Here is a 24,020-nt window from a genome sequence, read left to right on the forward strand (position 1 = left end):
AGACCACGCCTTAACGAGACAGCCCCTTCGGTTCGCAACCGAAGGGGCTGTCTTCTTTATAATAGAATCATCATGATTCCCAATTCTCCAGCACAACCTTGCCGAGTGTCCGGCCGGTCTCTATTATCGCATGTGCTCTCCGCAAATTAGCTGCGTTGATCGGCGACAGCTTCTCGGTCAGCGTCGTCCGGATGGTGCCGCTGTCGACGAGTTCTGCCAGCTCGTTCAGCAGCTTATGCTGCTCGATCATGTCGTCGGTCTGATGCGTCGACCGTGTGTACATGAGCTCCCATGCGATCGTAACGCTCTTATTCATGAACAATGACAAATGAAGAGGTTCCTTGATATTCGTAATCAAGCCTACTTTGCCCTGCGGCTTGATCGCCTCGCTCATGTTCGCCCAATGCTGTTCCGCGCTGTTCAAGCATAAAATATAATCGACATGCGGCAGACCAATCGCCGCGAGCTGCGGCTGGAATGCTTCGGCATGGCTAATCGTATGGCGGGCACCTAACTGGCGGACCCATTCCTGCGATTCCGGGCGGGTCGCCGTACCGACGACGGTCAATCCAACATGGTCAGCCAGTTGGACCGCGATTGAGCCTACGCCGCCTGCCGCTCCGATAATTAGAATCGATCTTCCGGCATTAGCAGCAGCATCCCGAGATACGCCCAACCGGTCGAACAGCGCTTCCCAAGCGGTGATCGCCGTGAGCGGCAGCGCCGCCGCTTGCGCGTAATCGAGCGAGGCAGGTTTCTTGCCCACGATGCGTTCATCGACAAGGTGGAACTCGCTGTTGCCGCCCGGCCGGATGATGCTGCCTGCATAGTACACTTCGTCACCCGGCTGAAACAACGTGCAATCCGAACCTGTCTGCTCGACTACTCCCGCCACGTCCCAACCGAGAACACGCGGCGCGCTCTCTTCGTGCTCCTTCGGCGACCGTACCTTCGTATCGACCGGATTGACCGATATCGCCTTCACGCGAACGAGCAGATCGCGGCCTTCCGCTGCCGGTTTCTCGATCGTGACGTCCAACAAGCTGTCGGGATTGTCTATGCTCAAATATTTATATAAGCCTACCGCCTTCATCGTCTCTGCAACTGTCATCGTTCTCCAACTCCTTTGATATGAGGATCTAAAATTACTGCCATTGTCAGTTTAACCCCTGTGCAATAAAATGGTAAGTACGCACAATAATGTAATGTAGTATCAATAAGAATACCGTCTCTGTAGAGGAGAGGAGTTGAATACCGCCTCATGCGATACCGTAAAAATAACTTCGACGATTCCGCCCGCGGCGAAGCCTGCCCCGTCGGTCATACGCTCGACGTCATCGGCGGTAAGTGGAAGGGCCAACTGATCTATCATCTTACCGAAGGTCCTAAGAGGTTTAATGAGCTTAGACGAATCTGCCCCGCAATCACACAGCGTATGCTTACCCTTCAGTTGCGGGAGCTGGAGGAAGACGGCGTCGTTCACCGCGAGGTGTATCAGCAGGTGCCCCCGAAGGTCGAATATTCGTTGACCGAGTTCGGAAGAACACTCGTCCCGATTATTCAGTTGATGAAAGAGTGGGGAATAAGTTATAAGAACAAGCCGCACCAGTCCGAGGTTTCGGCTCCTGATGAAGCGTGCCGCTCCGGCAAAGCCTGACTCGCTTAACGCGTGCAACCCATGTGAGCTGTAGTCCCAAGAAACAGAAAGGGCTGTCCCTTAAGTCATCACATGACTTAGGGGACAGCCCTATTCGAGTTAAAGTCCTTCACTGCTGCTGAAGCAGCAGAAGGATAATGGAGAACAAGCTGAAGCAGCTGCTGACCAAATACAGAAAGAGTACAACCTGCTTCGGGTTCAGACCCGTGCGCAGCAACCGGTAGTGCGCCTGGCTCGCATCTGCCTGATAGATCGGCTTGCCTTGAATGAGGCGCCTTGCCACGACGAACAGATTGTCGAAGATCGGAACGCCGAGCGCCAGAATCGGAATAAAAATCGACAGCACCGTCGCCTGCTTGAACGCGCCATCAAGCGCGATAACGGCCAGAATGAAGCCAAGGAATGTCGCTCCGGCATCACCCATGAACACTTTGGCCGGCGGCTTATTATACCGCAAGTATGCCACCGTCACGCCGACGAGAATAATCGCCATCATGGCCGACTCGCTCTGGCCCATCGCCAGCGCCACGACGAACAGCGTCCCGGCCGATATCGCGGACAAGCCGCCCGCTAAGCCGTCCATGCCGTCGGAGAAATTAATGACCGTCGTTACGCCGAATATCCACAGCACCGTCAGCGGAAATTGCAGCCATTCCGGGAAATTCATGAATTGGCCGGTCAGCGGATTGTCAAACCCGTGAAACCGGATGCCGGAGGCGTACACCAGCACGGCAGCCGACATTTGGATAATAAACTTCGGCAGCGAAGGAAAGTCCTTTCCTTTCGTTTTGTACCAATCGTCGACCGTCCCGATCGTTAACAACAGCAGCGAACCCGCGATAATCGCGCCGGTCTGCAAGGTGAATCCATGCACATAAATGAAATAAGTCGCTATGAATCCGATGAAAATCGCGTAGCTGGCTGTAAGCGGAATCGGCTGCCGATGAATCTTGCGCTCGACATCAGCGCGGGGCTTGTCCACAAAATCAAGACGGAACGCAAGCTTCCCGAGCGGCGGGATTAAGACGTACACGATCAAGAAGGATATTGCGAATGCTATGGCGTACGAAATGGCCATCCTCTCCTATCTGCACATTTTATCGGTAAATGTAATAATGGCTCTGTTCCTATATGCAGACGCCGGAATCTAGCGAAAGGTTTCGAACTCTCCCAAAATTCCACATGACAAATGTTTTAATTGATTCGTATAATTTTGTTTAATATTTCCTTTCTTTCAAATGAAACTTTCCAATCTTTTTTTAATCTTGTTTCTTCTTTCTTGTTCAAAATGTTTCGGCGATTGGCATCAGTGTTCCTGTAGGGCGAGATCGATGTAAGGCGCGGGAGGCGGACATGGGAATTCACGAATTAGATGGCGATGCAATGCAGACCGGGCGGCGGGAATCCGTTGACGAACAGCACGGCCGAATGCTCGCCGAGCGGGCGCGGCAGGGCGATACGGAAGCGTTCGGCGAGCTGATCGAGCAGCACCGGCATCGTGTCAAAGGCTGGGCGCAGCAGATAACCGGAGATCCTCATATGGCTGACGACATTGTGCAGGATGCGCTCATTCGCGCTTTTCTGCATATCGGTACGCTGCAGGATTCAAGCCGTTTTCTGTCGTGGCTGCACCGGATTGTACAGAACCAGGCCAATATGCGTATGCGGCGCGGGGGCCCATATAGGAAGGAAAGGCCGTTCGCCGCATTCCGGCCTGCGGAGTCGGATAGCAGCCATGTCGAATGGAGCGACTTGGACAGCGTTTTGTTCCATCTGACCCGGTCGGCCTCGAAGGCGGCAAGCGGCGATGACGATCCGGCAGAGCATCTCATGCGCAAGGAGATGTACGAGACGATTCATGCGCTGCTGCACTGCCTGTCGAAGAAGGAACGCGGCATATTCGAGGCTTATTTCTTCCGGCAGCTTAGTCCTGATGAGATCGCATCCATGTATCAGATGACGACAGGCTCCATCTACACGTATATCCACCGGTCCCGCCAGAAACTGCGCAATGAGCAGGTTCGCGCCTCCCTTGGTCTGCTGCCCGAGAAGGGAGGAATCGCTATGGTCAAGAGGAAGCAGCTTGAGTTGCCCGGCTGGCCGCTTCACGCTTCGGCGTCTATAAGCTTAATCGACCGGATCGGCCATATGCTGGCCGCAATAGGCGACCCGCGTGAAACAGCTGAGTTGATGGGGCTGTCCGGCTTCGCGTTCCGTATGCAAATATCGGACAAAACGACGTTCGCGGACGGCGTCTACATGTTCGATTGGCGAACTTCCGTGCAGCAATTGCTTCAGCAGCTCGGCTATGATTCGACTATGCTGTGCGGCCAATTGTCGGACACCCCCGTCCCGCTGCTTGGCGCCGTCGAACGGTTCCCGGTCGTTCTGCCGATCGAAGAAGCCGTCATTCCATTCATCCGCAAGTATATTGATCTCGGCAAGCCGGTGCTTTATTTCGATACGAGCGCCTCGCGGCCTTACGTTCACGAATGGTCGCTCATTTACGGCTATGACGATGAAGAGAAGGCCGTTCACTTAACCGATGTACTGAAGCCCAGCGGCAAGATTCTGACGTACGAAGACATCGCGAACAATCCGGTCCGGTTTCTCGTTGCCATCGACGGCAAGGGGCCCTCTTCCGCTTCGGCCGCCCCGCGCTTAACGGGCACGGTTCATATGCGCAAGCGCCGGAGCGATGAAGCGGTTCAAGCCATTCGATTCGCAATCGCGTATTCGAAGAACCGATGGGGTTATCGTCCGATGACGACGTATCTATCGTATACGACCGGCCTGGCAGCATACGACCGATGGATGGAGCATCTGCGAGGCGGCCCGGATAAACCGCCGAACCGATACGGCTTGGGCCAGCTTGCTGCGGTCTATGCCAACACGAGGGGGCATGCAGCCCAATACTTGCGCACGGTGCCGTTCGAGGGTGAGGCGATGCGTCTCACTCTGCTGGCCTCGGAGGCTTATGAGCAAGCAGCCGAAGCGCTCGCCGAATTAAGCGCCGCCGTACCGTTCGTCCGAGCCGCTGCGGTATTGTCAGCAGAGCAGTGCGAAGCGTATGCGCAGATACTGGAGCAGGCGCAGACGTTCGAAGCGGCAGCGATCGAATATTTGGAGAAAGCCATTCACCACTTTGAGAAGGAGCAATAATCCTATGAGCGCAATAACAGAGATTCGATTTTTGACCGAGTTTCAACAATTGCATAATGTCAGCAGCGCAATCGCGTCGTTCGAGCGCGATCATCCCCATGTGCGAATCATTGTAGAGCAGGCAGCTGACCACTACGAATCTCTGCGGGCGTTCAACTCGGATGAAGCGCCGGACATTATCGAATCGGGCGGCTGGTCGCTGTTCAACCGTCCCGGCATGTTCGTTGATCTGCTGCCTTATGTAAAAGAAGTGCCCGGTCTGCAAGAAGATTTGATTCCGGGCATTATGCGCGTAGCCTGCAAGGACGGCAACCTTCCGGGTCTGCCGGTGGACGTCTCGGTGCCGCTGATGATATACGATAAGGAGAAGTTCGACCAGGCCGGTCTTCCCTATCCGACAGAGGATTGGACTTGGGACGATATGATGGCACTCGCCGAGAAGCTGACGATACGCAACGAACAAGGCGTTGCCCGCCAGTTCGGTTACGGCAATGGCGTCGATATCGAGTTTTTCGAGCCGTTCATTATGCGTAATGGAGGCCGGCTCATCTCGCTCGACGGTACAGCAAGAGGCCATGTGGATCAGCAAGCGGCTATCGAGGCTTTCAAGAAATTGATTGACGCTTACCGTGTTCATCAAGTGATCCGCAAACCGGATGAGCCATCCGAGGCCGGCGATCTGCACGAGGGCTTTGCGATCATTTTCGGCTTTACCTGGTTTATAGGCGGCTGTATTGAGCACGGACTAAGCGGCCGATTCGGGGTCGTCGGATTGCCGAACATGCCGGGCGGCCAGCAGGGGAACATGATTTATATGGGCGCCGCGGGCGTTACATCCAAATCGCCTAATCCGCATTTGGCATGGGAGTTTCTGCACCATTACGTCCTGCAGCGCCCGGACTCGTTCCGCTCCCGCTCCACTCGCACACTGCCGATAACACGTTCTCTCGCCGAGCAGAGTGGCATGACGGAGCATCCGCTATGGTCGCGGTACATTCAAGAGCTCGATCATGTGCAGATCAGCGGCTTCTACATCAATGAGAAGTGGAACGCTTCCCGTCAGCTCATCAATGAAGACATCAACCGGATGATCTTAGAGGGCGCCGATGTCGCACAGACCATAAAATCGTGGACGCGGTTCGCATGACACCTGTTCCCGTAAGCTACACCTTCATAACCTAACTGGGACCTTAGATCCGCCAAAATCGTTCAGTACCGCAACAAAGGCTAGCCCACTGTCATTTTTTGACGGTGAAGGCTAGCCTTTGTTATTGGTTTCGACCCATTTTGATATGAAACACCATTTTTTTGAACATTTATTGAATTTTTATGTAGGATTAAAAAGGAATTTCAGTATATTTGGAGAATATTTCCGATGCACACAGCATTTCACCTGAATTAAATACTACTGGGAGGATTAACATTCATGTATCAAGCAACTTACTCCGAATTACGCAGAAGTGCAAGGCTAAGCCTTAATGGCAATTGGGGCAAAGCAATTGGCGGTACGCTGCTGCTCTTTGCTGTTATTCTGGCCGTCTACTTCATTCCGTTTATTGGCCTCATCGTCGCTATCGCATCGCCGCTAATCACGGGTGCGATCGTGCTCGGCCTCTCCAGCTTCTATATGGGCATCGCACGTGGAGAAATTATATATGTGTCCGAAGTGTTTAGCGGGTTCGGCGATTTCTGGAGAGCAATGCGCTTGTATCTGTTGGTGCTGATGTTCACCCTTCTATGGACGCTGCTGTTTTACATTCCGGGGATCATTGCCGGTTATCGCTATTCTATGTCTTTCATGATCCTGCGCGACAACCCCGAGATCGGCGCTATGGAAGCGATTCGCCGCAGCAAGCAGCTCATGGCCGGAAACAAGTTCCGTTTGTTCGTGCTTCAGCTCACCTTCCTCGGCTGGAGGATTCTTGGCATGCTGACATTGGGCATCGGTTATATCTGGCTGATCCCTTATGAGGCTATCACTACAGTACATTTCTACGATGATCTGCTCGGCAAAGGAAGGAATCAAACTCCTCCTCCGCTGGAGCCATTCAACTATGATTTAACAAAGCCTTCTATGTAACAAGCAAACGCCTTTCCTTGCCGGTGCGAACCTTGCAGGAAGGGCGTTTTATTATGCGTCGCCCGCACGGGCCTGACGCTTCTGATTCTGCTATAATACTTTTATCATAACGGTTCACAAGGAGATTCTATTCTTATGACGGCAGATCCGAAATTTGCGGAGGTCTTTCATTCTGACAACCGGTCCCGCCTGCGAGCCGATTGCGAGAGCTGCTTCGGCTTATGTTGTGCCGCACTCCCCTTTGCCTCCTCGTCCGATTTCGCCATGAACAAGAACGCCGGACAGCCCTGCCCTAATCTGCAAGCCGATTTTCGCTGCGGCATTCACCGTTCGCTTCGGCAGCAAGGTTTCCGCGGCTGTACAGTGTATGACTGCTTCGGTGCAGGACAACATCTATCCCGTCATACGTTCGGCGGCCGCGACTGGCGGCAAGCGCCTGAGACGGCACAAGCCATGTTCGGTGTTTTCCCGGTCATGCAGCAGCTTCACGAGCTGCTCTGGTATCTAACGGAAGCACTGAACGTTCCGGAAGCGCGGCTCATCCATGAACAGCTGCAAGAGGCGCTTGAGGAGACGATGCAGCTTACACAGCTTACCCCGGAAGCGCTGATGGAACTAGAGATGCCAGCATACCGGGCAAAAGTCAACGTGCTGCTGCTCCAGACGAGCGAAATGATGCGCAGCGAAGGTATGAAGTCATTGAATGGCAAGGTCAAGCATCCCAAATCAGTCGGACGCGGCGCCGATCTGATCGGTGCGAAATTACGGGGCGCTGATCTGCGTTATGCGAACTTGCGCGGAGCATACTTAATCGCAGCTAATCTGTCAGGCGCCGATTTAAGAGGTGCGGATCTGATCGGTGCCGACCTGCGCGACACTGATCTGAGCGGAGCGGATCTAACCGGCAGCCTGTTTCTGACCCAATTTCAGATTAATGCTGCCAAAGGCGATGCGCATACGAAGATTCCCCCTTTGCTCGTCCGTCCGGCCCATTGGCCTGGCCCAGGCAACTGATACGAAAGGGTTTCACGTCATGTTGCATGCCTGCCCGCATAGACCGCCGAACTGCTCTATCGCATGCTGAAATCGCTGGAACTTATCTAACCCCGACGCAAAGAGCCATCCGTGAGAGCGGATGGCTCTTTGTTCTGCTAATATAGCGCGGCTTAAAAGCTTCAAGTATGGTTATAGACCGGAGGCGCCCCGCAGGGTACCATCCGGCTTATGTACATGCAAATCGTTAGAATAAAAATGAATCCGGCGGATTAATTTTGATCAGATCCCACGGGGTCACGACGCCGATCGGCTTGTCTGCCGCATCCCCGTTCTCCGTAACTATTACTGCTTCAATTTTGCTCCCTCTTGCCAAATGCTCCTCGAACAAATCCTCGATCTCGAACACGTTCATCTGCCGGCTCACGAACAAGTAGTTTCGCCCCGTCTCAAATTCGATAATATGCTCAACTCTCGCCTCCGAGATGGACCAATCAGGCTTGCGGCTCTGCGCATAGATCCATTGAATGATGCCGTCGGCCGTCAGCAGGCACGCGAACTTGCCGCTTCGGTACACTGGAAATTGCGAGTAGCGGCTGACGCTAATTTCCTCCATCACGTTCTCCAGCGGATCGGCTGCGTCGAACACGACGACTTTACGCGTCGCAATATCCATCACGCCTGGCGGATGGTACATTTTATTGCAAATCAGCTCGATTCGCTCGACCACATCCGCATGCGGCTCCGCAATATAACGGCCCGGCGCCCACTTCTCGTGCACAATCGCATTCCGCAGCCGTGCGAACGCCTTCAGATCCTCGTAATAGTTGCGAATGACCGCATATCTCGGCCTCAGCTCGCGCAATAGCTCGACGAATGCGCCTTCCTTGCCCGCGAACTGCTTCAGTTTATAATGAATTTTGTTAACAGCGGTTTCGAATCGCTCCGAACGGTCCGTCGACATCGTTGCGGCATCGCCCGCCAGATTCGAATTCGGCATCGGCATGCAGAGGCACCCCTCGTTGTTATATTCTGCTAGACATTACTATAACTATACCGCGTTTGTCCGGAAACCGGAACAGCAAGCACAGCGGTTGTCCGTATACCCCAGTACAACGCGGGAACCACCCTCCCGGCCCCCAACGCAGTTCATGAGCATGTATATAAGCCTCCCAATCTCTCGCCTGTTGTCCTGCTTCCATACATCCGTGTAAAATAATCCCTAGGCCCGTTCAGTTATGCACTCACATGAATATCACTGTCCCTTACCGGAGGATGCTGCGATGAACGAATCGACGGTTTATCTCAAGCAAGTCAATCTTGTTCTTGATCATATTCACCGCAATCTCGACGATTCGCTTTCGTTGGAACGTTTGTCTGCGATCGCCGGATTTTCTCCCTATCACTTCCATCGCTTGTTCAAGCTGATTGTGAGCGAGACTCTTCATCAATATGTCAACCGGGTGCGGATCGAGAAAGCGTGCCGGCTGCTCGTAAGCAGACCGAACTTATCGCTGACCGACATCGGTCTCGATTGCGGTTTCTCCTCCATTGCCGGATTTTCTCGAACATTCAAGCTCTACCACCGCATGTCTCCCAGCGAATATCGGAGCTGCTTCCATCACTTTCAGCCGCGCGAAGTGACGCATGCCGAAGAGTATTACCGGCACCGGATGCGAGAGCGGCAGCAGGCAAGCGAGACCGCCATCAATGAAACGATTACATGGGCGCTCCAATATGTCCATACCGCACGTGTTACGCATATGCCGCCAGTGAAGGCCGCTGTCGTACGGCACCGGGGATTATCTGATTTGGGGCTTGAGCAGAAAGCTTCTGATGCATTCGACCAAGCTTACGATCTCGCCGGCAAGTACGGGATGCTGCCGCACAATCCCGAGGTCTTCGGCGTTTCCTATGACGATCCTTACATTACGCCGCCTGAACGGTGCCGGTATGACGCCTGCGTTACTGTTCTTCCACAAACAGAATCCCGTGAAGAACTTGAAATTAAAATGTTTCCGGGAGGCAAATACGCCGTCCTCGACATATCCGGCACGATCCCGCTGCTGTGGCTGCTCAGCGGGCTGCTGACGCAGCATTGGCTTCCGCAAAGCGGCTATCAATTGGATGACCGCCCCTTCATCGAGAAGCATTTCAACAACCCGCTCCACGATCCGAACCGGCATTACCGCGGCCAATGGTGCTTGCCGCTTCGCAGCAAATAACGGGCTGTCGTTAATAAGCGCAAGATTTGTAAAACGGCGGCGGTTATCCCTCTTTATAATGAAGATCAAGAACTTGCCTTCTGCATAGAACGAACTTTGACGACGAAGGAGATTGCCGAACACAATGATCAGCAACCCTGTACCTGCTTTATATTTTGACGGAACGACCGTCGATGTGCTGTGGGATAACCACGATGCGGCAATCGAGTGGTACCGCCGGCATATGGCTTGGGAGATTGGGCAGACGGAGAATTGGAAGCCCGATCCGAGATGTACGCAGGGCCGAATGACGCGGCTTAATTGGGGTACTTGGCTGATCTCCAGCCTGACATCCGAGAGACTGCCCCACCATTATGCGGAGCGCGGTACGGTCGAATCGAATGTCCGCTTATGCTGGCGAACCCGCGATATTAAGGCTGTCCACCGCCGCTTTCAGTCCGATGGCGTTCGTCTCTCCGATCTCTATCGAGGACCCGGCAATACGGAATACTTTGATTTCTGGGCAACGAACGAGGGCATCCGGTTCACTGCGCAGGAAGACCAAAGTGTCCAAGAGGACGGATTCGTCCCTTCATGGATTCGAATCGGGGTACGTGAGCTGGCGCAATCCGCCGAGTGGTACCGCCGCTATATGGGAATGGAGGTCGAGAACGACTTCAGCGAATACGGATTCGTCATTATGAGTCTTGGGCTCAATCATCAGCGGGACCAGAAGTCGCTGTGGGTGCTGGAACAGTTGCCGGAGGGCGCTTATACGGGCAAAGTGTCCGGGCAGGTATGGCCCGTATGCTGGATCCCCGACCGCGAAGCTTTGTTCCAATACCGCACGCATCTCATCGACAGCGGCATCGAAGCATCCGAGGTAGGCGGTTTCGTTACTCGCGGACTCATCAGTTTCCACTTCTATGATCCGGACGGCAACCGTTTGAACGTGAGCAGCATGTAAGTAACAGAGAACCTAATCGAGGGGGTACGATGTAGATGAACCATTTTGTTGAGAAAAAAACACCTGCTATCATGGACATCATGACGTTATATCTTCCAGCTGCAGACCCTTATCTAACTGCAGCATGGTATGTTGATATTTTCGGATTCGATCCAAAAGCCTCCCATTCTCCGCTTGAGCCGGGCGCGGGATCCGTTGTGCTTCTAACTGCAACAGGGTTGGAGCTGTTTTTTATCAAATCCGAAGACAGGCTAGTCATGGATTTCAATAACAACGAAGGCTACAATCATGCCGTACTTCTCTTTAGGGTCCATGATTCAGAAATTGAGAACATTTATGCACGTATGCAGGAACGCGGCGTGAGACTCGGCACGGAAGGAATAAAGAACCGCGGCGGCTGCGGCCAGGAAATCGCCTTTTATGATCCTGACGGACGGAAGATAGAAATCAATACATACGGTACATAAATATAAAGATACAGCTCTCAAAAAATCAGGCCATCCCCCAAGGATGGTCTTGTGGAGATTAAACAAATGAAAATAGGAATTGATTTAGGCGGATCTCTTATCAAAACAGCCTGCTTGGAGAATGAGACGCTTACTCTGAAGAAGTATTCCCTTGCGGAATTCGATCAACTTATCGCTTGGCTGCATCGTTTCGATTCACCTGAAATATGTATTACCGGCGGTCGGGCCTTCCAGTTAAAATCACGGATTACAGAGAATGTTACGGATATTGTAGAATTCGCGGCAACTATAAAGGGATCCATGCACCTTCTGCACAAAGAGGGACTGTCGTTAGATTCTTATATCCTAACTAATGTTGGAACAGGCACTTCCATTCATGCCGTGCTCCAAGGCAAGCATGAGCGCCTAGGCGGCACCGGCGTTGGCGGAGGAACGTTAATGGGTTTATCCAAGCTGCTTACAGGAATAACCGATTTTGATGAAATAGTAACGAAGGCGTCGAGCGGAACCCGAAGTCGGATCGACATGAAAGTCAGCGACATTTATAGAGGCTCGATTCCGCCAATTGCGGGGGATTTAACTGCGAGCAACTTTGGCAAATTATTTGCAGAGGACGTGCGTGAGGTTCATTCCGTGGAGGATCTATTATCTTCTGTCGTTGGAATTGTCGGAGAAACCGTAGCAACTACGAGCGTACTAGCTGCGGGGCAGTATAAAGATCTATCCATCGTTTATATTGGTTCGACTTTTAATAAAAATAAACCGCTGCAAGATGTTGTTTATGATTACACCAATCTTAGGGGAGCAACTCCTATTTTCTTAAAACAAGGCGAGTTCTGCGGAGCCATCGGCGCGCTTCTGAGTATCGGGTGATGGTTGTCCCTGATGAAACTAAACAAGCTGCCCAAGGATGTACCCTGGCCAACTTGTCTGCATAAGCAATCGTTACGGGGCGTGAGTCTATTCTGCAATCCATCTCTCAAAAAACTCAGTATCGCTCTCGCCTGCCGCTTTTTCTTTATATAGTTCTTTCATACTCTCGTTAATCACACCGTCTCTGGATTGAATTCGGTCACTCTTATCGAACAACCCTTGAAATCCTCCTTTAATAAAGAATGAATTTTCTTGGCCGTCCGTTTGCTTACCTAGAAATAGATAGTATTCTTCACCAGGTATAAGCACTTCTTCGCCATTAAATTGATAGATAATGATTTCGTCTTGCTGCTTACCTTTTAATGTTTTGGTTACTTTAACCTTCGTTGCAACAGCAATTTTTGACGGTAATTCTTGTGAAATAGCCGTTCCTAGGATAATTAATTCGGCATTCTTCTTCAGATCCATAATGTTCGTAGCCCCGTCAACATAGAGTCCATCAACGAAACTCACTTCACTCTGATCCAATGTATTTTTTAGGTCTTCCATACTTACTGTCCCTACAACCCTCACATTACTTTCTGTCCCTGCAATCTTTGCATTCGCCGCTTCGCCCTTAACATCGACATCGTTGTTATTATTTATACAAAAAAACATTCCAAGGGTCGTAGCCATTAGTGTGACCAGAACGATAGCGAATAACCTCTTATTCATATCAAGCCCCCTCCTTCAAGGTAAACTCTCTCAACTATATTAAACTTTTTAGTATAAATTATCCATCTTTTAAGACAAACGAACCTGGCTCAATCGGGGCGTACAAGAAAACTACAGCGATTGCAACGCCTGCTCCCGCAATAATACCGACAACTCCGGGATCTGCGAGGTCACTGCACGTCGTCACACTCTGCAGAATCGCGCCAGACCCAGCCGGATAGCAGCGTAATGATGTGCGCGGCAGCTGAATGTCGAACAAAACGAAACTTACCGAGAACGTCCCTTACCCGAATATAGTCAGCAGGAGCCGGCTGTTTGTACGCGGCACTCTTCTATGAAGTGTTTAACTACACTCATTGCAATTTGTGCAATGGAATCGAACTGTTTCTTACGAAAAGCACGATGCCATTGCAGAACGTACAATGAAAAAACGTGTATCCCGCTGAATAGAGGCCATTGGGCGGTTATACTGATTTTTCGTTGCATGGAATACAATGGGACTCTCCTCCGCGCATTCCTTAGTGTTTTTCATTGCACGATATGCAATGTAGACCAGGAAACACCTACACTTTGCGGCATAAAAAATAAGGCCGTCCCTAAAGTCAGAAGACGACTTATCGGACAGCCCTATTCGTTGATACTCTAATCGTTATTTATCTATTATTCCGTATACATCGCTTTCAGCTTCGCGCGTTCTTGCTTCGTAATGCCAAGACCTTTCTCCAAGAAAGCATCGATCGAGCCGTATTTGGCCTTCATTTCGTCGAACGCCGCTTGCAGAAACTCCTTCTGTACGCCCATAAGCGCAGTAAATGCCGCAATGGTGTTCTCATCCTTGATTTGCGTCTTCAGGCCTTCGATCGTTTTCTTATTCGCTTCGGCACGGTATACGTTCGACGCCAAATAATCTTCCATTACCGTCTTCTCGTCGACGCCCAGCGTAAGAAGAATGATTGCTGATCCAAGGCCGGTACGGTCCTTGCCGGCTGTGCAGTGCTGCACAAGTCCGATGTTGTTCGGATCGTTCAGCAGCTCCATCAGCTGTACATAGAATTTCGGCTGGTCGACCATTTGCTTGTTGAAGCCCGCCATCATAGCAACGGCAGACTGCTCGTCCTTCAGCACGCCCGAAGCGATCATCGTCTTCAGGTCCGCCGTCGATCCTGCGTTTCCTTCATCGGTACGGACATTGTTGATGCCTTTAATCACCAGATCGGGCAGCGCGTTAACTTCCGCATCCGTGCGGTAATCCACGTTCGTACGGATCCCCATCGCTTGAATATACTTCTGGTCGCTCGCCGTCAGATGGCCAAGCTCCTCTCCGCGGAACAGCTTGCCCCACTTCACGGACTTGCCGTCCGTCGTTTTAAAGCCTCCCAAATCACGGAAGTTGAATGCACCTTGCAGATTAACTTTGCGTTCCGCTGTCGTTATCGTTGCACCATTACCGCCTTTGATCAGGAAATAGACACGGGAATTCGGCTTCGGATCAGCCGTTATATAGCCATTGAAGCTTGTATAGGTTGCAGCCAGCAGCTTACCGTTCTTCTCTATATTGTCAGGCGAAGTGCTCCAGTAAACTTTGGCTGCGCCAAGATCCGCGTTCGCTTTCCAACGGATGACCATTTGCCCTTTGGCATTGCGCTCCACGCTTGCCGCCGTGAATTGTCCTGTCTTCTTCACTTGTACAGCCGTTTGCGCTGCAGAAGCTGCAAAGCCCGTCATCGGTGCAACGGCTCCTAGCAGAATGGATGCGGACAAAACCGCGGCCGAAACTTTTCTATACATATCGAGAATCCTCCCTAGTAATTGCTTGTCCCCAAGTATAGGGAAGTCTCGTTAAGCAGAAATAAACTTGATATGAATATTCCGTAAATGCAACGAATTATATAACGTTTTACTATTACTTGAGTTAAAACTTTGATATTAATGAATGAAAAACTGTAGAAACCCTCAAATTATCGTTATCGTTTATTGTGAATAATAAAGTTACGTCAAGCTCGGACAGTATGAACTGGCACATATGCACAACGAGATCGCATCATCCTACTTGCCTAACGATGACCGGGTGAAGGCCAACCGTGCCTATCTCGCTCAACTGTCCATATAGAAGCACAAGGCCGGCGCCCCTGCCCTGCATGGCAGGAGGTGCCGGCCTTGTTGTTTGTATTTAACCGAGCAGACGCCGATTGCGGAACGGATTCAGCCCCGTTCCCTTCCCGGATGGCATCGCCCCCGGCACACCGTCCGCCTCCAGCAGCGGACGGACGATCAACTTCGTTGGCCAAGTCTCGCTCTCGAACAGTACGCGGAGCAGCACGCTGCGGTCTGCTTCAGGAATGTCAATGCGTTGCACTGCCGCCTCCAGCTTCGACTCCGTGATCTCCCACAGCAGCCCCAGTCCGATTCCGTAAGCCTCTGCCATTGCTTCCATGATGGAAGCCAGATTAACCTGCGTGCCAAGCGATTGAACATAGAAAATCAGCTTCTCAATCGTTTCGTTGTACAGGCTATTGGAGTAGCCTGGCCGAATATGGTAACCCGGATCCTGGATGCCATGCTTGTCGAGATACGGTTGGTGCAGACGAACGGAGTCATGGTCGCGGAACAGCAGACCGAAGACGCGGCGATCTTTTATGACCAGACAGCAGTTCTGACCATGGATTTCCGGTACGATGCCAACCTTGAACAGTCTCATCACAATATCGTAGAACGTCTCGGCCAGCTCCGTATAGAACTGAACCGCTTCCTCTTGCGACACCTTACCGCCCCTGATGTCCGTCAGAAAATGCCCGCCCGCCGTCAAGACGCCGAGCGAAGCCATCGGCACGATCCGATACCGTTCATCCAGCAGCTCTGGCGGATAAATTCGAACCTGAGCAGCAAGGTGACGGGGATGATCGTCGAACAGTCCCATCGTAGACGGCATATAGCCCCACCAATGCTTCTCTTCGCACAAGTACACACGGCCTGCCAACGTCTCGTCGCACGATACCGCTTGCCGGAACATCGACTCCCCGGCCAGTCCGTTCAACAGCTTCACGACAGGCAAATATCGGGCCGCTCCGAGCGATTTCACGCTGACCGGCAGCTTGAGCATGAGCGTCGACGGCTCCGCCGAAGCCATCGAGCGCAGCGAGGACGTCGCATAATAGTCCCCCGCCTGTGCGTCCAGAATAACAATCGTTCCATCCGTCAGCTCGGTTTTGAAATCCGGCAGAATGACATGCTCCAGCTGCCACGGGTGAACAGGAATAACCGTATAGCGGTTGAGCGAAATGTCGCGCCGCATCATTTCCTGCTCTACAATTGCCCGCTGCTCCGCATTCAGCACGTCAATCGCCGTCATTCTTCCGCCGTCTGGACATCCCGCCGATACGGAATCGTTGCGGATGGCAACCCAGCGCAGGATGACCGTCTGCCCGAACTCTGCCATGTACCGCCCGTAATCGCGCAGCGTGAAGCCGATCTTCGCCTTCGACAGCGGATGGAACGGCCGATCGCGGAGCGACGCTGCCCGCTCGCCCTGCACATGCCATTCGTAAGCGGAGCGCGGCGTTGCGCCTCCGGTCCGCTCAAAGCTTAAGCCGAACTGCTGCACGGCGACATCCAGCCCATCGATAAACTCGGCTACGCCCGGATGCGCATAATCTTCCTCCGTCAAGGCATGGCGAAGCACGATACGGCCAACCTCTGCCGGGGAACTGACCGCCGTCCAGCCGTTGCCGACTTGCCGGTACACGCGCGTTCCCGCGACCCACTGCTTCCCTTGCCGATGGCTTGGTTCCACGAGCAAGCATACCGCTCCAACGTAAACCTCACCTGTTAAGTCCGCCTCCGGATACAGATCTTGAACTTGGACCGGTGCCGTGCTCAGCTTGCCCGTCGTGCTCTCATCCACCTGCAGCAATTGCTCCACGATCAGAGCGTCAATCAGGTCTTTCATAATTTGCTGTTCAGCTGTGCTGTACATGGACGGCGTCATAAGTTGGTTCATCATGTTCTCCTTCCGTTACGTAATAAAATTGAGGATGAGGATGGCCGAGAAAATCGTGATGCGATATCGTCCAGCAATACGCGCCCGACTTTACGAACACGACCACGTCCCCTGCGCGAAGCCGGTCTACCGAGGCATTGGCATGCATCCGGTCCTTAGGCGTGCACAGCTCGCCCGCGATCGTTACGTAAGCCTCGTGAAGCTCCGGCCTTGCGAACGGGTAAGGCCAACGCTCCGTATGCACGACATAGAACGGATGGTCATGACCCCATGATGCCGGCAGCCGGTTATGATGCGTGCCGCCTCGAATAACGGCGAACCATTCCTGATGCGACTGTTTGATATCGACAACCTCGGCCGCATAATAGCCATAATCCGCCACCACGTAGCGGCCCGGCTCGAACCATAGCTGCTTGTCGCCCAGCATCTGTACCGCTTCGCTCTGACTCAACAGCGAGGTGAACCTTTCCCAGTCAAAGCCGTGACTGCCGTCATACGTAACGCCGAAGCCGCCGCCCGCATTCACGATCCGCACGTTCAGCCCGTAGGCCTGCTGCCACTGCTCCGCCTTCCGAAGGTACAGCTGCACCATCTCCGCATGCAGCTCAGCCTGCGTATTGTTCGATAAGGAGTGAAAATGAAATCCGCACAGATCGACGCGACTTTCTCCCTCCTCGCGAATAATCGAAACCGCTTCTTCGATCAGTTCCTCGTCCAAGCCGAACGGGCTCGGACGGCCGCCCATCGTAATATGCGTCTTCGGCAGCGTGCTTGTTCGCAGATTGATGCGGAGCAGAACGGACACCATCTTGTCCAGCTGCTTCGCGAGCATCGCGATTTTGCGCAGCTCCAATAAGCTCTCGACATGAATATACGAGACGTTCAGCCGAATGGCCCCCGCCAGCTCCGATTCCTTCTTGCCCGGTCCGCCGAACAGAACCGGAACGTCCGCAGATACTTCTCTGACCTTCGCGAGCTCACCGAAGGAAGCGACCTCGAAGCCCTTCACCAGCGGCAGCAGCGCCTCGATAATCCGCCGGTCGGGGTTCGCTTTAATCGCATAGAACAGATGCGTTCCTTGCGGCATGGTGCCGAGCATCCTTCGCACATTCTGCCGGATTCCGTGCAAATCGTATATATAAGCGCATACCGGGTCGCTGCTCTCCCGGTGCCGCTGCGCGATCCACTGCTGGATCGTACGGCCAATTTCATTTTCATTCATTTCTTTCGTTTCGTTTATTTCATTCATTGTCCCCGCTCCATTACGCGTCGATAATCGTTAAGCTTGCTCTGATAAGCCCGGAATGCCGTGTTGCGGTCGTCGCCCAATACGAATATACCTGCACCGTGCTCCGCCCACCTCTGATGATGCTCGGTGCTGCGGGACACGACCGCATACGGAACCTGGCACCGCTGCGCCGTCTCATGCACCTGCTCCAGTTGCCGCCGTACTTCCGGATGGTCCGTATCCCACGGCACTCCAAGCGATTGCGACAGATCGGCCGCCCCTTCCAGCACGAAGCTCACCTGAGGAACCGATAAGATCGACTCGCAGTTGTTCACGCCTTCTGCGCTTTCGATCATCGGCACAAGCATGATGACTTCGTTCGCCTTAGCGATATAACCGGTCAGCGAATATTTGGCGAAAGCACCCGGGCGTCCGCTGTTCAAGCTTCTCATCCCGATCGGATGATAGTAAGCATGCCGGACAGCCTCTTCAATCTGCTCCTTATGCTCGACATGAGGAATGACGATGCCCTGCGCCCCGCAATCGAGCACCTTCAGAATCTCATTCCGGTCGACACGGGAGATGCGCACGAGCGGCGTCATATCCAACAGCTCCGCCGCGCGGACCATGTGCTCGACCGACTCCATATTCGTGGTCGTATGCTCACAGTCGATAATGACGAAATCGTACTCCGCATAACCGATCATCTCCACGACGACCGGGTGCGGAATCGAGACGAACAAGCCGAATACCGGCTCGCCCCGCCCGATCTTCTCCTTCAGCTTATTCGGTCTCATGGCGCCAAGCTCTCTCTTGCTTCCAGCAGCGGATTGCGAATGGCCGCACGGAAGTACAGCTCTCGGTCGCCGTAAATGCGCCGTTTCGTCATTTCCTCGATCAAGCCGTCCGCTGCGAACAAATCGAACATCTCGAAACGCTGCGCATACTCCGGATGCTCCTGCTGGTAATCCGCAATCGTCTCCGCGCAATAACGCCAGAAGCTCCGCTCGCTCAATCCGAACCGCTCGAAAGCAAAGCAAATATCCGTCATGCAAATAAAGAAGAACGCATCGTACGTATAATCGCGAACATCCTTGACGGATTCGGCATGGATGAACGAATACCGGTTAAATTTCCGGTGCGTCTCCGGCTCCGGCGCAAGCTGCGGCGCCCATTCCGGATGCAGCAGCTTGTCCGGCACGTAGCGTACGCCGTCGTGCAGATCTTTGACGATAATCCGCTTCGGCAGCCCGTCCTCCAGCACCAGAATAATGTTCTGCGCGTGCGACTCCAATGCGATCCCATGCGCGTACAGCAAATGAATAATCGGCAGCGTCATGGTCCGGATCAACTGGCTGCCCCAACGTTCAATTCCATGCCGGTCTATCGCCGCCTGAATGAACGGCTCTCCATTCGGCTGCGTCAGCAGCAGCGCATTGAGCGGCCATGCTTCCTCTCCCGGAGCGAGGCAGACCGAAATATTTTCGCGGAAAATAGCTCCCAGCGTGCCATAAGCTGCCCGATATTGAACCTGCGGCAGCTCGTCATACCGGAACGATATCCCTCCCACTTCGCGAAGCAAGTTGAACCTCTCCCGCTGAAGCAGCGCATCGTTCTGTACGATATGATGCAGCCAGTCGCTGATTCTCGCTGCATTATGAGTCGTATGGTTCGCAAGAATACGGCTTGTCGACGTATTCGTAATGCTGAGCGCCAGCTTGATATACGGCGCCTCCATATTGAAGCGGTGCGACAGCGAGCGGATCGACTGCTGGGCGCGATAAGCGCCTTCTGACGCGCCGAGCGGCACAATGTCCTTATCGGCCAACTGCTGAGCGAAGGCGGACGGAATGATGTGCTCCATCTGCCACGAATGAACGGGAACGTAGACGTAGGACACGTCCTCTCTCCCCTTCTCCTTCACGGTTTCGATGAAGCAGCGAAGGTCCTCCTCCGTCAAATGCTGCCTGTACAGCCCGTCGAGCGTAACAGCTGCTTTCTCCGACACGGAGCAATCGACCAGCTTCTCATTGACCGCGACCCAGTATAAAGGAACCTGCTGATTAAACTCCGGCCCGTACACCGAATTGTCCGCCGCTGAGAAGCCGATTCTCGACTTATAGCTCGGATGGTACGGGTGACCGTCCGTCATATGGCTTTCGAGCGCCTCATAATGTTTATCCTGCTCCGGAATCCGGTCCTCGAGCTGCACCCGGCATTGAAAGTCCTTCACCATCGTCTCGAGTAATTCATGCATGAACTGCGCCTTATGCGCCCCGTCCAACCGGTTCTGAATAACCTCCTCCAGAAACGTATGCAGGTCGGTGAACGGCACTCCTTCTCTGGCGATCGAGCCCCGGACGAGCTTCACGCGCCCGAAGGACCATTTCACTTCGGCCTCGCACGCATACGCAACCGGTTCTCCTTCTTCCGTCCGGCCCGTGAACTGCCATTGCCCGCTGCGCTCACCGGCCTCCACTTCAAGAATGCCTTCGAACCATAACGCCTCCACCGTCTGGCGCATAATTCGTTCTTTGACTTCCTCCAGCCGCTGACCCTCGATCGTTCTCACCGTCTCCGCGATGTCTATACGCATCATCCGATCCTTTCACTCCCCATAGTCTTCATGACATTTCCGACAGCGGCATAAGACGGCGTCTCGCTATTGCCCGCCAGGCAGCTGACTAAATTCCGTTTCGCATAGAACGCATCCGCCGTTAACAGATGTTCGACGTACTCATTGCCTTGGCCGCCGCTGCTGTGCAGCTCCCGTTCGAGCGTCCCCCGCACGATCGACCAATAATGCTCCTCCGCTTTACCGTTATCCCTTGCGAGTGCATGAATCAACGAACCGAGATGGTTGACCATAAAATAATAATCCGTCCGCGCCCAAGCCTCTTCCTTGCGGTAAAACAGCGACCCCGCCGCATCCGGCTCAGCCTTGTCCCGGTTCACGCTGACGCCCTCCAAATCCCGAATGATGAACACATGCGGCATGCCGTCTTGAAGGGTGAGCAGACAATTTTGCAAATGAGCTTCAAAATGAATGCCCTTCTCCTCCGCAATCCTAACGACCGGCAGCAGTGATATGTCCAGATAACGCTGGAACCAGAGGTCCATCTCGCAGTTGCCGGTCAGCGCAAATAACCGCGACCGCTCGCCGGCGGCGGGTGCTTCCACTAAGCTCGACAACACATAAGTGGACTGGGCGTCGAACTCCACCGGACGATAGGCGACCGTGAACAGCTTGGTCCACTCATCGCTGCCGAACCGGCAGGAGCATATCCCTTCCTCGTAGGCGATGCGAGCGTTGATCTCCCCCGCAAATGCGCCATGCTGCAAGAGGTAATTCGCCGCATCCAGCGTCCTCCGCATTTGCTCCTCGCTGTTATTCCGCTTCAGGTTTGTAATTTGAATATCTAGAGGCAGCTTCAAATTGCATTGCATCACCGGGATATAAACCGTGCGCACTGACGAGGTTGGATAGGCGAGCGGGCCGCACGCCCCAAGCGGAACGAGCTTGCGCTCCTCCATATAAGCTTGAACAGCCGCGGACATCTGAACATGACCGTATTGCCACGGATGCATCGGCAGCAGCTCGTATTTGTTCCGTTCCTGCCCAAGCATCCGCTCTGCGTGCGCCAGAACGCTTTCATGCAGCTTTAACCGGCTCGACCGGACTGCACGCTCCTGCACGAATACATCCTTCCTTACAGCCCAATAACAGAGCCGGAAGGAAGCCCGAAGCTCCGGTCCGTACATCCGCACCTCTTGGTCGGAGAAGCCGATCGTATTCTTCGGAAAAGGATGCATCGGGTGCCCGTACAGCAGAGACTGCTCGGAGGACAAATAGCCGGCCATGACCGCGCCCCGATCGGACTCCCCGATATACAGCGCCACATTCCGGCAGCTGTTCTCGATTCTCCGGCAGAAGTCATCCGCTCTTTCATCCGAAATATCCGGATACGCTTGCCGCAGCTCCTTCACAATCCACCGCGCCAAATCGGCGTAATCCAGCTTCCCGCCGCAGCCGCAGTCGCCGCCGACTTGAAAGCTCTCGTACTCATGCTCGCCGATCGCCGAGTAGAACGCGAGCCGTCCAGATACGATGACCCCGCTGACCGGGAAGCTTACGGAATAGGTCTTATCGTCAGCTTGAAGGGACAAGCTGCCCGCACAATCGCCGCCGAATTCCCGGATATAACTGTTCATTAATAGCTTGCAGGCATGGCGATTGGCTTGTTCCAGATTATGAATCTGCTGAATATTGCCGGTTTCCAACAACATGGTTCATCCTCTTTCTATTAATGAATGCAACGAGCGGCAAGGTCAGCAGCATCATGGCCCCCAGAGCGATCATCTCCTCTCGTAGCGCAAGCCACTTGGCATGTTTGGCCGCCTCTCCCGTATTCGCGATCATTTGCCACCGGACGTCGTAGTACGTCGCCAGCAGCATGACCGCGAAGGAAGAAGCCAGACGCTGAATCGTATTGGACAACGCCGAGCCCTCGTGCAAATCTTCTTCCGGCAGCGCCCCCAGCCCAATCGCTGTAATCGTCATATCGGACAAGCCGTTGCCGATACCGCGAAGCGCCATCAGCACGATAATAAGGAAAAGAGACACGCCTTGCGGCACGAAAGCGAAAGCCGCGACCGACACGACAATACAGATAATGCCGTATGCGATAAATTTCAAAGAGCGGCCCGCGTCGACGAGACTGCCGCCGATCCAGACGAACAGGCTCGTGAAAATAGCAGTCGGAATAAACATTGCGCCCGACACGGAAGGCGATAAGTGAAGCACCTCTTGGAAGAGGAGCGGCAGCACGAAAATAACGCCGAACATCACCGCATCCTGTACGGTCGAGATGACGAGCGACATCGAGAACACCGGATTCCGTCTCAGCAGCCCATAGCGGATAAGCGGCTCCTTCTTCTTGTTCTCCTTCTGAATGAACCGGATCAAAGCCGCCGCCCCGGCAGGCAGAAGAATCCCAGGCAGCCAACCCGGAACAGCCGGATTCGCAATCAGCTGAATGCCAAGACTGAGTGCAGCCACGCTGACGAGCATGAGCGTGATGCCCTGCCCGTCAATGGTCTTGCGGTTCGCGGGCTCATACGCTTTAATGTGCTTGCCGCACAATAACAGCGAGAGAAGCGCGAACGGAACATTAATCCAGAACAGATGCTGAAGCTCGCCGTATTGAATCACGAATCCGCTTAACGTGGGCCCTATCGCCGGCGCAATCGTAAGGAGCATTCCCCAGATGCCGACGACCCGTCCCCGCACCTCCTGCCCGTAATAATCGAACAGCAGCACGAGCGACAACGGGATCATTAAGCCCGCGGCAATGCCGTGCATTAAACGTACGAGCAGAATGACCTCGATGGACTGCCAGCCGATGCCGCCAACGACCGAGAACAGTCCATATAGCGCAAGCCCAATCATGTATGTCCGTTTCCGGCCGAGCCGGTCGACTACGATCGAGGTGAGCGGCATCGTAACCGTCATCGCCAATATATAGAGACTGATAATCCATCCGCCAAGCGAAGTCGAAATGCCGTACAACTCAACGAAGCTCGGCAGCAGCAGATTGAGTCCGCTGTTCGTCAGGACAAGGGAGAACGCGCCAACGAGAATGGCAAGCAGCACGCTGTGTTGTTTCCCTTCCACACCG

20 protein-coding genes and 1 pseudogene are annotated in these 24,020 nt (G+C 53.6%); 9 read left to right on the top strand and 12 right to left on the bottom strand.

Annotated features, from left to right (window positions below; translation table 11 throughout):
• Window positions 1–70 precede the first annotated feature (70 nt).
• Complete coding sequence (locus tag PKO01S_RS12950; protein WP_127531770.1) at window positions 71–1,111, bottom strand: zinc-binding alcohol dehydrogenase family protein; 1,041 nt, start codon at window positions 1,109–1,111, stop codon at window positions 71–73.
• A gap of 150 nt (window positions 1,112–1,261) precedes the next feature.
• Here PKO01S_RS12950 and PKO01S_RS12955 point away from each other — a divergent pair, with 150 nt between their 5' ends.
• On the top strand, window positions 1,262–1,657 hold the full coding sequence (locus tag PKO01S_RS12955; protein WP_127531771.1) for a winged helix-turn-helix transcriptional regulator: 396 nt from the start codon (window positions 1,262–1,264) through the stop codon (window positions 1,655–1,657).
• Window positions 1,658–1,766: 109 nt separating this feature from the next.
• Here the strand turns inward: PKO01S_RS12955 and PKO01S_RS12960 are convergent, their stop codons facing one another.
• Entirely contained in the window at window positions 1,767–2,735 is a 969-nt protein-coding gene (locus tag PKO01S_RS12960; RefSeq protein WP_127531772.1) for an MraY family glycosyltransferase, read from the bottom strand.
• Window positions 2,736–3,010: 275 nt separating this feature from the next.
• On the opposite strand from PKO01S_RS12960, the gene PKO01S_RS12965 reads away from it, so the two are divergent.
• From PKO01S_RS12965 to PKO01S_RS12980, 4 genes are all read left to right on the top strand, one after another.
• Window positions 3,011–4,819, top strand: coding sequence for an RNA polymerase sigma factor (locus PKO01S_RS12965; protein WP_127531773.1), 1,809 nt, complete (start codon window positions 3,011–3,013; stop codon window positions 4,817–4,819).
• Between the two features lie 4 nt (window positions 4,820–4,823).
• On the top strand, window positions 4,824–5,966 hold the full coding sequence (locus tag PKO01S_RS12970) for an extracellular solute-binding protein (protein WP_164779591.1): 1,143 nt from the start codon (window positions 4,824–4,826) through the stop codon (window positions 5,964–5,966).
• A 279-nt stretch (window positions 5,967–6,245) separates the two neighbouring features.
• Window positions 6,246–6,899, top strand: coding sequence for a DUF975 family protein (locus PKO01S_RS12975; RefSeq protein WP_127531775.1), 654 nt, complete (start codon window positions 6,246–6,248; stop codon window positions 6,897–6,899).
• Between the two features lie 135 nt (window positions 6,900–7,034).
• A complete protein-coding gene (locus PKO01S_RS12980; RefSeq protein ID WP_127531776.1) occupies window positions 7,035–7,913 on the top strand; it encodes a pentapeptide repeat-containing protein in 879 nt (292 codons plus the stop codon).
• Window positions 7,914–8,139: 226 nt separating this feature from the next.
• On the opposite strand, the gene PKO01S_RS12985 is transcribed toward PKO01S_RS12980, so the two are convergent.
• The gene (locus PKO01S_RS12985; RefSeq protein WP_127531777.1) at window positions 8,140–8,898 is read right to left on the bottom strand and encodes a CBS domain-containing protein; all 759 of its coding nucleotides are present in this window, start codon (window positions 8,896–8,898) and stop codon (window positions 8,140–8,142) included.
• A 277-nt stretch (window positions 8,899–9,175) separates the two neighbouring features.
• On the opposite strand from PKO01S_RS12985, the gene PKO01S_RS12990 reads away from it, so the two are divergent.
• From PKO01S_RS12990 to coaW, 4 genes are all read left to right on the top strand, one after another.
• Entirely contained in the window at window positions 9,176–10,117 is a 942-nt protein-coding gene (locus PKO01S_RS12990; RefSeq protein ID WP_164779592.1) for an AraC family transcriptional regulator, read from the top strand.
• Between the two features lie 124 nt (window positions 10,118–10,241).
• Window positions 10,242–11,063, top strand: coding sequence for a VOC family protein (locus PKO01S_RS12995; protein ID WP_127531779.1), 822 nt, complete (start codon window positions 10,242–10,244; stop codon window positions 11,061–11,063).
• Window positions 11,064–11,098: 35 nt separating this feature from the next.
• Complete coding sequence (locus PKO01S_RS13000) at window positions 11,099–11,530, top strand: VOC family protein (protein WP_127531780.1); 432 nt, start codon at window positions 11,099–11,101, stop codon at window positions 11,528–11,530.
• A 66-nt stretch (window positions 11,531–11,596) separates the two neighbouring features.
• Window positions 11,597–12,403, top strand: coding sequence for a type II pantothenate kinase (gene coaW / locus PKO01S_RS13005; RefSeq protein WP_127531781.1), 807 nt, complete (start codon window positions 11,597–11,599; stop codon window positions 12,401–12,403).
• Between the two features lie 87 nt (window positions 12,404–12,490).
• On the opposite strand, the gene PKO01S_RS13010 is transcribed toward coaW, so the two are convergent.
• From PKO01S_RS13010 to PKO01S_RS13050, 9 genes and pseudogenes are all read right to left on the bottom strand, one after another.
• Window positions 12,491–13,117: a hypothetical protein gene (locus PKO01S_RS13010; RefSeq protein WP_127531782.1), complete on the bottom strand. Its 627-nt coding sequence runs from the start codon at window positions 13,115–13,117 to the stop codon at window positions 12,491–12,493.
• A gap of 73 nt (window positions 13,118–13,190) precedes the next feature.
• A pseudogene (locus PKO01S_RS29775) lies at window positions 13,191–13,400 on the bottom strand (iron ABC transporter permease); the annotation flags it as partial.
• A gap of 377 nt (window positions 13,401–13,777) precedes the next feature.
• Complete coding sequence (locus PKO01S_RS13020) at window positions 13,778–14,905, bottom strand: tyrosine-protein phosphatase (RefSeq protein WP_127531783.1); 1,128 nt, start codon at window positions 14,903–14,905, stop codon at window positions 13,778–13,780.
• A 382-nt stretch (window positions 14,906–15,287) separates the two neighbouring features.
• Complete coding sequence (locus PKO01S_RS13025) at window positions 15,288–17,117, bottom strand: IucA/IucC family protein (RefSeq protein ID WP_246070557.1); 1,830 nt, start codon at window positions 17,115–17,117, stop codon at window positions 15,288–15,290.
• On the bottom strand, window positions 17,074–18,363 hold the full coding sequence (locus PKO01S_RS13030) for a type III PLP-dependent enzyme (protein WP_246070558.1): 1,290 nt from the start codon (window positions 18,361–18,363) through the stop codon (window positions 17,074–17,076). Before PKO01S_RS13030 ends, PKO01S_RS13025 begins: the two co-directional genes overlap by 44 nt.
• The gene (locus PKO01S_RS13035; RefSeq protein WP_127531784.1) at window positions 18,360–19,139 is read right to left on the bottom strand and encodes an HpcH/HpaI aldolase family protein; all 780 of its coding nucleotides are present in this window, start codon (window positions 19,137–19,139) and stop codon (window positions 18,360–18,362) included. The genes PKO01S_RS13030 and PKO01S_RS13035 overlap by 4 nt, the downstream gene beginning before the upstream one ends.
• Window positions 19,136–20,941 carry an IucA/IucC family protein gene (locus PKO01S_RS13040; protein ID WP_246070559.1) on the bottom strand — a complete coding sequence of 602 codons (1,806 nt, stop codon included), beginning with the start codon at window positions 20,939–20,941 and terminating at the stop codon, window positions 19,136–19,138. Before PKO01S_RS13040 ends, PKO01S_RS13035 begins: the two co-directional genes overlap by 4 nt.
• Window positions 20,938–22,629: an IucA/IucC family protein gene (locus PKO01S_RS13045; RefSeq protein ID WP_127531785.1), complete on the bottom strand. Its 1,692-nt coding sequence runs from the start codon at window positions 22,627–22,629 to the stop codon at window positions 20,938–20,940. Before PKO01S_RS13045 ends, PKO01S_RS13040 begins: the two co-directional genes overlap by 4 nt.
• Window positions 22,592–24,016, bottom strand: coding sequence for an MFS transporter (locus PKO01S_RS13050; RefSeq protein WP_246070560.1), 1,425 nt, complete (start codon window positions 24,014–24,016; stop codon window positions 22,592–22,594). The genes PKO01S_RS13045 and PKO01S_RS13050 overlap by 38 nt, the downstream gene beginning before the upstream one ends.
• Between the last annotated feature and the right edge of the window lie 4 nt (window positions 24,017–24,020).

It is taken from the genome of Paenibacillus kobensis NBRC 15729, assembly GCF_004000825.1.
GTDB classification, from domain to species: domain Bacteria; phylum Bacillota; class Bacilli; order Paenibacillales; family Paenibacillaceae; genus Paenibacillus_T; species Paenibacillus_T kobensis.

Bases quoted from the DNA above. Each gene is read 5' to 3' on its own strand.
- PKO01S_RS12950 (WP_127531770.1), bottom strand. From the start codon at position 1,111: ATGACAGTTGCAGAGACGATGAAGGCGGTAGGCTTATATAAATATTTG.
- PKO01S_RS12955 (WP_127531771.1), top strand. From the start codon at position 1,262: ATGCGATACCGTAAAAATAACTTCGACGATTCCGCCCGCGGCGAAGCC.
- PKO01S_RS12960 (WP_127531772.1), bottom strand. From the start codon at position 2,735: ATGGCCATTTCGTACGCCATAGCATTCGCAATATCCTTCTTGATCGTG.
- PKO01S_RS12965 (WP_127531773.1), top strand. From the start codon at position 3,011: ATGGGAATTCACGAATTAGATGGCGATGCAATGCAGACCGGGCGGCGG.
- PKO01S_RS12970 (WP_164779591.1), top strand. From the start codon at position 4,824: ATGAGCGCAATAACAGAGATTCGATTTTTGACCGAGTTTCAACAATTG.
- PKO01S_RS12975 (WP_127531775.1), top strand. From the start codon at position 6,246: ATGTATCAAGCAACTTACTCCGAATTACGCAGAAGTGCAAGGCTAAGC.
- PKO01S_RS12980 (WP_127531776.1), top strand. From the start codon at position 7,035: ATGACGGCAGATCCGAAATTTGCGGAGGTCTTTCATTCTGACAACCGG.
- PKO01S_RS12985 (WP_127531777.1), bottom strand. From the start codon at position 8,898: ATGCCGATGCCGAATTCGAATCTGGCGGGCGATGCCGCAACGATGTCG.
- PKO01S_RS12990 (WP_164779592.1), top strand. From the start codon at position 9,176: ATGAACGAATCGACGGTTTATCTCAAGCAAGTCAATCTTGTTCTTGAT.
- PKO01S_RS12995 (WP_127531779.1), top strand. From the start codon at position 10,242: ATGATCAGCAACCCTGTACCTGCTTTATATTTTGACGGAACGACCGTC.
- PKO01S_RS13000 (WP_127531780.1), top strand. From the start codon at position 11,099: ATGAACCATTTTGTTGAGAAAAAAACACCTGCTATCATGGACATCATG.
- coaW (WP_127531781.1), top strand. From the start codon at position 11,597: ATGAAAATAGGAATTGATTTAGGCGGATCTCTTATCAAAACAGCCTGC.
- PKO01S_RS13010 (WP_127531782.1), bottom strand. From the start codon at position 13,117: ATGAATAAGAGGTTATTCGCTATCGTTCTGGTCACACTAATGGCTACG.
- PKO01S_RS13020 (WP_127531783.1), bottom strand. From the start codon at position 14,905: ATGTATAGAAAAGTTTCGGCCGCGGTTTTGTCCGCATCCATTCTGCTA.
- PKO01S_RS13025 (WP_246070557.1), bottom strand. From the start codon at position 17,117: ATGATGAACCAACTTATGACGCCGTCCATGTACAGCACAGCTGAACAG.
- PKO01S_RS13030 (WP_246070558.1), bottom strand. From the start codon at position 18,363: ATGAATGAAATAAACGAAACGAAAGAAATGAATGAAAATGAAATTGGC.
- PKO01S_RS13035 (WP_127531784.1), bottom strand. From the start codon at position 19,139: ATGAGACCGAATAAGCTGAAGGAGAAGATCGGGCGGGGCGAGCCGGTA.
- PKO01S_RS13040 (WP_246070559.1), bottom strand. From the start codon at position 20,941: ATGATGCGTATAGACATCGCGGAGACGGTGAGAACGATCGAGGGTCAG.
- PKO01S_RS13045 (WP_127531785.1), bottom strand. From the start codon at position 22,629: ATGTTGTTGGAAACCGGCAATATTCAGCAGATTCATAATCTGGAACAA.